The sequence below is a fragment of the Maribacter sp. genome, assembly GCF_016744255.1.
In the GTDB taxonomy this organism is placed as follows: Bacteria; Bacteroidota; Bacteroidia; order Flavobacteriales; family Flavobacteriaceae; genus Maribacter_B.
The window spans coordinates 1-8,852 of sequence record NZ_JADGES010000126.1 but is presented as its reverse complement, the minus strand read 5'-3'; the positions used below and the strand labels follow the sequence as shown (position 1 = coordinate 8,852).

Below are 8,852 nucleotides of genomic sequence, written 5' to 3'. Positions count from 1 at the left end.
GTAACAGCGACTAATTTTTTAGCAAAACCCTCCTCTTGAAAAGATTGAAAAATCTCGTTATTATTTTCATCGTATCCATGACTAACTCTATAACTACCCAGGCTTACCTCTATATATTTTTTAAAACTATTCATCCGATATGTTTGTTGCCAACCATTTTGTAGCCTCTTCTAAAGGTATACCTTTACGCTCAGCAAAATCTGCAACTTGGTCTTCCTTAATTTTACCCAAACCAAAATAACGTGCTTCTTCGTTTGCAAAATAATAGCCACTAACACTAGATGCTGGCCACATAGCCAAGCTCTCTGTTAACTTAACCCCGATTTTTTCCTCTACATTTAAAAGCTCCCAAATAGTTAGTTTTTCTAAATGGTCTGGGCATGCTGGGTATCCTGGAGCTGGCCTAATACCTTTATAGCCTTCATTAATTAAATCTTCATTAATTAAAGATTCGTTCGCTGCATATCCCCAATGGCTTATACGCACTTCTTTATGTAAATATTCTGCATAGGCCTCTGCCAAACGATCTGCTAAGGCTTTAATTAAAATAGAATTATAATCGTCTAAATCTTTTCTGTAAGCATCTGCAATTTCATCCACTCCAAAACCTGTACTAACACAGAAACAACCTATATAATCTTGTTTTCCACTGTCTTTAGGAGCTATAAAATCTGCCAAGGCATAATCTGCAACTCCCTCTCTACGTTTTAATTGCTGGCGTAATGTTCTAAACATATACGTTTTATCGGCATGCGTAACTTCAATATCATCTATACCTACTGCGTTAGCAGGAAACAATCCAAAAATAGCACGAGCCGTAAATAATTTTTCTTTAAAAATTTTCTGTAGCATTTGCTGTGCATCTGCAAACAATTCTGTAGCCTGCTCACCTACTACTTCATCTGTTAAAATAGCTGGGTATTTTCCATGTAATTCCCATCCTCTAAAAAACGGAGACCAATCTATATAAGATTCCAATTTCTCTAAAGAAACATCTTCTATAACCTGAACACCAAGTCTCTTGGGTTTTTTAATATCCGATGTACTCCAATCTATTTTAAATCTATTATCTCTAGCTGCTGCCAAAGTTTTAAATTCCTTTTTCTTGGTTCGTTTTAAAAATTTATCTCTAAACTCTTCATAATCGAGTTTAATTCCATTCTTATATTTCTTAGAATTTTCTTTGTGCAATAAATCTCCAACCACGGTTACAGCTCTAGAGGCATCATTTACATGCACTACAGCATTGCTATATTGCGGATCAATTTTTACAGCGGTATGTGCTTTACTTGTTGTTGCACCACCAATAAGGAGAGGGACTGAAAAATCCTGGCGCTCCATTTCTTTTGCCAAGAAAACCATTTCATCTAAAGATGGTGTTATTAAACCACTAAGGCCAATAATATCTACATTCTCCTCTTTAGCTTTATTTATTATCTTTTCTGGCGGTACCATTACACCCATGTCTACAATTTCGTAATTGTTACAAGCTAAAACAACACTAACAATATTTTTACCAATATCATGAACATCTCCTTTTACAGTTGCCATTAATATTTTCCCAGCACCTTTATCGTCTCCTTCTTGTGGGTTTTTAAGTTTTTCTTCTTCTATATATGGCAATAAATAAGCCACTGCTTTTTTCATTACTCGAGCAGATTTTACTACCTGAGGTAAAAACATTTTTCCGCTACCAAATAGATCTCCAACAACATTCATTCCCGTCATTAAATTTCCTTCTATAACTTCAATTGGTTTTGATGCAGCTAAACGCGCTTCTTCAATATCTTCTAAAACGTATTGATCAATTCCTTTAACTAATGCTCTGGTTATTCTATTTTGTAACGGTTCTTCTCGCCAAGATAAATCTATCTTACTTTCTTTGGCTTTACCAACAACAGATTCTGCAAAATCTAGCAAACGCTCTGTAGCATCGTCTCTTCTATTGAGAATAACATCTTCTACATGCTGTAGTAAATCTTTAGGAATATCATCATAAACCTCTAACATAGCTGGGTTAACAATACCCATATTCATACCTGCTTGTATGGCATGATATAAAAACACAGAATGCATAGCTTCCCGAACCGGGTTGTTACCTCTAAAACTAAAGGATACATTACTTACCCCACCACTAACACTACAATGCGGTAAATTTTCTTTCACCCATTTTGTAGCTTTTATAAAATCTAAAGCATTTAATTTATGCTCATCCATCCCTGTTGCTACAGGAAATATATTTAAATCGAATATGATGTCTTCCGGAGCAAAATTTACCTCATTTACTAGAATATCATACGAGCGTTTCGATATCTCTAATCTACGTTCGTAATTATCTGCCTGCCCAACCTCATCAAAAGCCATAACAATTACAGCTGCTCCGTATCTTTTTATAAGCTTAGCATGATAAATGAATTGTTCTTTTCCTTCTTTTAAGCTAATAGAATTTACAACACATTTTCCTTGAACAACTTGCAAACCAGCTTCTATAATATCCCATTTAGAGCTATCTATCATAATAGGAACTCTAGAAATATCTGGCTCTGCTATTACAAGATTTAAGAACTTAACCATGGCTTCTTTACCATCGATAAGTCCGTCATCCATATTAATATCTATAATCTGGGCTCCACCTTCTACTTGATCACGAGCAACATCTAAAGCCTCTTCAAACTTTTCTTCTTTTATTAAGCGTAAAAATTTCTTAGAACCTGCTACATTGGTTCTTTCGCCAACATTAACAAAGTTAGTCTCTGCTGATAATACTAGTGGTTCTAAGCCCGAAAGCTTTAGGTACCTTCTTGGGTCTTGGTTCTTAGATGGTTTCTCGTTATTCGTTATTCGTTGCTCGTTGCTCATCCTATTTTCCTTTGATAATTAATAAAACCGCTCAACAACTTTTTTACTCTTTCCACATCACCTAAAACAATATTAATATCAGATTTTATATATTCTAAATCGTTTGCCAAAATTAACTGTGTTTCCAATTCATATAAAGACCCTCTTGAAATATGCAAAAAACGAATCGTATCTGCTGATGTTCTTCTACCACAACCTTCAGCTATATTAGAGGAAACAGATACAACACATCTTCTTATCTGTGATGTAAGTCCGTATTGTTCTTGCTTAGGAAAAAACTCCGTTATAACATAAACTGATTTTACCAATTTACGAGCCTGTGACCAAACATCTAATTCTTTATAATCCAATTTATAATTATTTAATATTAACGAAAAACGATTAACGGTTAACGTACAACGGCCTCGGCTTAAACTCTTTAACAACTTCCGCTATTGCAGTAATATGTTCTGGCGTAGTTCCGCAACATCCGCCAACTATATTCACCAAATTCTTCTCTGCGTATTCTTTTATTTGGGCTGCCATTTGGTCTGGCGTTTCATCATACTCTCCAAATGCATTTGGTAACCCCGCATTAGGGTGCGCTGATATTGCATGGTTTGTCTTTGCTGAAATAACTTCTAAATGTGGCACGAGCTGACTTGCTCCTAAAGCACAATTAAACCCAACAGACAAAATAGGAATATGAGAAACAGATATTAAAAATGCTTCTGCCGTCTGTCCAGACAACGTTCTTCCTGATGCATCTGTAATAGTACCACTAACCATAATTGGCACTTCTATATTACGCTCTTCTTTTACTTCTTCAATAGCAAAAAGAGCGGCTTTAGCATTCAGTGTATCAAAAATAGTTTCCACCATGAGCATATCCGAACCACCATCTAATAATGCTTCTACTTGTTGCTTATATGCAATTCTAAGCTCATCAAAAGAAACTGCTCTATATCCAGGGTCATTTACATCTGGAGACATACTTGCCGTTTTATTGGTAGGCCCAATACTACCAACTACAAAACGTGGTTTATTTGGTTCTTTTGCTGTAAACTCATCCGCAACCATTTTGGCTATTCTGGCTGATTCATAATTTAAATCGTACACCAATTCTTCCATATTATAATCTGCCATGGCAATAGTAGTACTAGAAAAGGTATTGGTTTCTACAATATCTGCTCCCGCAGCAAAATATTTTCTATGCACTTCTGCAATAGCTTCTGGTTGGGTTAAAGACAACAAATCGTTATTCCCTTGCAATGGAGATTCCCAATCTTTAAAACGCTCCCCACGAAAATCTTCTTCCGTAAATTTATAACGTTGCAACATGGTACCCATAGCCCCATCTAACACTAAAATTCGTTCTTTTAATAAATCTTGAATATTCTTTTTCATAGCAATTAGGTCTCCAATATCTTGCAAAAATTACTTTAAATTTTAGGATTTGCTAAGGTAGACTATAGCTTAGTTTTTACCAAGCCCAGAAACAGGATACAACAGGAATGAAAATAGATGTTAAAAAAGGAACTACAATAGGCCCTTTGCCTTAATCTCTAAATACTTATTGATAGTATCTATCGTTAAGTTTTGTGGTTCGGTAAGAATGGTTTGAATTCCGAATTTATTAAGTTCTGCCACAATTAATTTTTTATCGTAACTAAACTTTTCTGCTATAGTTTTGTCAAATATTTCTTGTGTATTCTTGGCTTCTTGCGTTTTTAATGATTCTAATTCTGTATTCTTAAAGAAAACCACTACCAACATATGGCTTTTATTAATTGCTCTTAAATAATTCATTTGGCGATGTACCGCATCTAAACTACCAAAATTAGTATAGAGCAACAGTAAGCTTCTTGTTGTTATTTTTCTTTTTATATGGCCATATAAATTTCCGAAATCGGATTCACTATAATCTGTATTTATATTATAGAGCGACTCTTGAATTAAACTCATTTGTGCATTTCTACGCTCAGCAACCACAAAATTCTCTGGTTTTCTAGAAAAGGAAAAAACACCCGCTTTATCGTGTTTACGAACAACAACACTACTTATAACTAAAGCTGCATTTATAGCATAATCTAACAAACTAAGATTATCAAAAGGCATTTTCATTACCCTTCCCTTATCTATTATAGAATATACTTGTTGCGATTTTTCGTCTTGAAACTGGTTCACCATTAACTGGTTTCTTTTAGCTGTAGCCTTCCAATTAACATCTTTTATATTATCCCCTTGTACATAATCTTTAATTTGTTCAAACTCAAACGAATTACCAATACGTCTAATTTTCTTTATTCCAAATTGTAGGCTACTCTGGTTTAATGAGATTAAGTCATATTTTTTTAGTTGTAAAAAACTAGGATATGTTTTTACCATTTGCGATTCTCCAAAAGAAAACCTTCGCATTGCAAAACCTATCTTACTACAAGCATATATATGTAATGCTCCAAAAACATATTCTCCCCTTTCGGTTGGGCGCACACTATATGTAAGCTGTTCTTTTTGGTTAGCAGCTATAGCGGTATTAATACTAAAGTCTCGTTCCTGAAATTGCATTGGCAATTCATCTATTACCGTACAATACATTTTTAAAGAATAATGATTGGTAATCGAAATCGGAACATTATTGGCATCGCCATTAGAAAATTTTTCTGGTAATTCTCTATTTGCTTCTATACCTTTTTTACTACCAAAAAGAATTAAAACATCTATGAATACAAGCGCAACAAAAACAAAAAACAAAAGCTTAGATAGCACTAATAAACTCGGAAAAATAAAACTAAGTACAAAAAGAACTATGATTCCAAACATCGCATAAAAAAAGCGATTGTTTAAAAACAAGTCTTTAAAAAACTGTACTAATCCTATGTTAGATTTTTCTGATTTTTTCATTTCCAATACGTACTTCCGTTATTTTGGAATTTCTACACTTTGTAAAATATCATTGATTATCTGAACGGATGTTATTCCTTCCATTTCCCTTTCTGGAGTAATTATTACTCTGTGCTGTAATACCGGAATAGCAATTTGCTTTATATCTTCTGGAGTAACAAAATCTCTTCCATTTATAGCAGCAAAGGCTTTACTTGCTTTTAGAACTGCAATAGAAGCTCTAGGGGAAGCTCCTAAATATAAAAATGGATTATTCCGCGTATTTAATATAATTTCTGCTATATATTGTATTAAATGTGGCTCCACAATTACTTGAGAAATTAACCCTTGGTATGCTATTATTTTTTCTCTACTTAAGCTATTTGTAATTTGCGCTAGCTTGGTGGTTTTAAGTTGGTGCTCTCTGGTTATAATTTCAATCTCATCTTCTAAATTAGGATAATCTATAGTTATTTTAAACAAAAAACGGTCTAACTGCGCCTCTGGCAAACGGTAGGTTCCTTCTTGCTCTATTGGATTTTGCGTTGCTAAAATCATGTAAGGAGCCTCTAACGGATATTGTACACCATCCATAGTTACTTGCCTTTCCTCCATTACTTCAAATAAAGCGGCTTGCGTTTTTGCGGGAGCTCTATTTATTTCATCCACCAAAATAATATTAGAAAAAATAGGGCCTTTTTTAAATTCAAAATTTGAAGTTTTTAAATTAAAAATAGACGTCCCCAATACATCCGATGGCATTAAATCTGGCGTAAACTGTATTCTACTAAAATCTACCTCAAGAGATTTTGCCAATAACTTTGCTGTAATAGTTTTGGCAACACCAGGTACACCTTCTAACAAAACATGACCTTCCGCTAGGAGCGCTGTAATTAAAAGATTCGCTATGTGCTTTTGCCCAACAATAACTTTAGAAAGCTCTGCCTTTATCTGAGCGACTCCTGCTTTAAGCTCTTCTAAGTTTAATCTACTATTAAATTGAATATCGTTTTCCATACTATATTGTTTTGACCCAGGAATGGGTATTTCATGTTTTTTCTCTTAAATGACCTAGACACAGCCGTCGGGAAATTAAACCCAATAAGGCTATCGCCCTGCGATTAAAAAGGCTATTTTCCTTTATAGAATTTCTCTATTTCTTTATTCAAAGTAATCAATGGTTCTTTGGTTCTAAATGAATGTGATTTCATTTTTAATATTAAACTCACTAATTGCTGTATATCTTCTATTGGGGTACCCGAACGTAATGCTAATTTAGTTACAAAATCTTCATTTAAATGTTCCGTAGACAAATGATAGGTGCTACGCACATGCTCTAAAAAGTACACCATTACTTTTTGAATAATACCATTATAATCTTGTGCTTCGTAATGTAAATTACTAACCGTTTGTACAAACTCTGTTGTACTATTTTTTAAAGGTTCTTTTATTGGAATAATCCGTTGTCTACGTTTTGCATTAAACAACATAAATAAACCTATAGCCACTAACAACAAATACCAACCCCATTTTAAGGGTTCTTTAGATAAAATATACCGTAGTGGACTTTGACTAATTTCTGGGTCTAGTTTTACTGCTTTATCTACCAAAATTGGCTTTGGTGGTAAATAAGATATTACCGTACTTACATAGTCTGTATTATCTACCTCTAACATCTGATAGTTTGTAAAAACTTCTGGCGTTGTGTGTATATAAAATATACCATCGCCATAAGGTATACCAATAAAATTGGCATGCTCCTTACCTTCTTCTGATTTTAAATACCCTAATCTTTTGACTCCCGCTGTAGAATCGGAAACATAACTAGTTCCAAAAGGTACTTTAGGTGTATATTTCAAGGTGTCGCTTACATAATTTAAAAATAATGTTCTTTCTTTTTTCTTTATCTCTACAGGATCATACGTTATTTTAAAACCTAAAGTATCTTGCACATATCTTGGAAAATAATATGCCGATATAAAAGCATCATTACCATATTCTACATACTGTAACAAGGAATTAAATGAAGTGTCATCTATAGTATATCTACCAGAAATACTAACATAATTTTTTAAAGTATCTTTTTCTTGTATTCGCAAATGCTGATCGTACTCGTAAAAAGTGGTGTATATTTTTTTAACCGATTCTTCTTTAAAATAGAAAGGGAGTTGTTCGTAAAAAATCTTTGTGTCTAATGGTTTTGTTTCCGTTTCATCAAAAGTAGGCGTCCAATCTACCTCGTTACTCTGATTTGTAACTATTAGAATAAATACCAATAAAACCCCGCCAAGTATAAGTAGTATATTTTTACGCATTTTTAAAGGATTTTAAAATTTGCGCATACACAGAGGATGCTGTTTTATATTCTTCTTCGTCTATAGAAAATTCTCCATACCAGATATAGGTGTAGTAATAGGTTGCTTTATTAAAACCTGTGGAATGTGGTGTTCCCTCCAATGCTATTTGGTAATCGTAGGCTGTTTTTTGAGAATCGTAACTAATTACATTAAAGTCATCTAACTTTTTAAGAAGTAAAAGATAATTATAACGTACTGCCAATCGATAATCTTTGTTCTGCAATGCTTCTGCTATTAAGACCTTGAAATTTACCTCGTGAATATTTTCTCCTATATCATAATTAAGTTCATTAGTTTCCTCTTTCTTTCTTCGAAAGAACCATCTGCCCTCCTTGTTTAAAACCATTTTTACAATAATATAAACAACCCCAAGAATAACTAGTATGTAAAAAATTAGCTTTAAGTTCCCTAACAAATCAGCCGCACCTTTATTTTCGATACTAAACCAACTACTAATTTTATCTATTAACCAAGCAGTAAATGTATCCCACCAAGAAATAGATTCTACATAATCATAATTGGTTCCTTGGTATTCTTCTTTGAAAGAATTAGATAAAGAACGAACCTCTTCTGGTGTATCCGGAATTGTGTTTTCTTGTCCAACAACAATAGGTATTCCTATAAAAAAGGAATAAACAAATAGTATAAAATGAAGGGCTCTCTTATTTTTCAAAATTTGTAGGAATTGTTTTCTTATATACCTTAAACGGATATATTAAGTAGTAATAAGATATTAAACTAAGGGTTCCTAAAATTATAAAGAGTGCCAAAAAA

At 33.4% G+C, this 8,852-nt stretch carries 7 protein-coding genes; all 7 read right to left on the bottom strand.

Translation table 11 applies throughout. The features are described from left to right. Positions 1-126: 126 nt before the first annotated feature. The 7 genes from metH to QZZ51_RS15170 all read right to left on the bottom strand — a co-directional run bounded on the left by metH (position 127) and on the right by QZZ51_RS15170 (position 8,751). Entirely contained in the window at positions 127-2,859 is a 2,733-nt protein-coding gene (metH, locus tag QZZ51_RS15200) for a methionine synthase (protein ID WP_291871202.1), read from the bottom strand. Continuing rightward, positions 2,856-3,209 (bottom strand): four helix bundle protein, encoded by a 354-nt coding sequence (locus QZZ51_RS15195; protein WP_291871200.1) that lies wholly within the window; start codon positions 3,207-3,209, stop codon positions 2,856-2,858. Before QZZ51_RS15195 ends, metH begins: the two co-directional genes overlap by 4 nt. A gap of 31 nt (positions 3,210-3,240) precedes the next feature. Continuing rightward, complete coding sequence (locus QZZ51_RS15190) at positions 3,241-4,245, bottom strand: homocysteine S-methyltransferase family protein (RefSeq protein ID WP_291871204.1); 1,005 nt, start codon at positions 4,243-4,245, stop codon at positions 3,241-3,243. 132 nt (positions 4,246-4,377) lie between these two features. Beyond that, a complete protein-coding gene (locus QZZ51_RS15185) occupies positions 4,378-5,742 on the bottom strand; it encodes a DUF58 domain-containing protein (RefSeq protein ID WP_291871198.1) in 1,365 nt (454 codons plus the stop codon). Between the two features lie 18 nt (positions 5,743-5,760). Further along, positions 5,761-6,738 carry a MoxR family ATPase gene (locus tag QZZ51_RS15180; RefSeq protein ID WP_291871196.1) on the bottom strand — a complete coding sequence of 326 codons (978 nt, stop codon included), beginning with the start codon at positions 6,736-6,738 and terminating at the stop codon, positions 5,761-5,763. A 113-nt stretch (positions 6,739-6,851) separates the two neighbouring features. Further along, positions 6,852-8,036: a hypothetical protein gene (locus QZZ51_RS15175; RefSeq protein ID WP_291871194.1), complete on the bottom strand. Its 1,185-nt coding sequence runs from the start codon at positions 8,034-8,036 to the stop codon at positions 6,852-6,854. Then, on the bottom strand, positions 8,029-8,751 hold the full coding sequence (locus QZZ51_RS15170; RefSeq protein ID WP_291871192.1) for a hypothetical protein: 723 nt from the start codon (positions 8,749-8,751) through the stop codon (positions 8,029-8,031). Before QZZ51_RS15170 ends, QZZ51_RS15175 begins: the two co-directional genes overlap by 8 nt. Positions 8,752-8,852 lie beyond the last annotated feature (101 nt).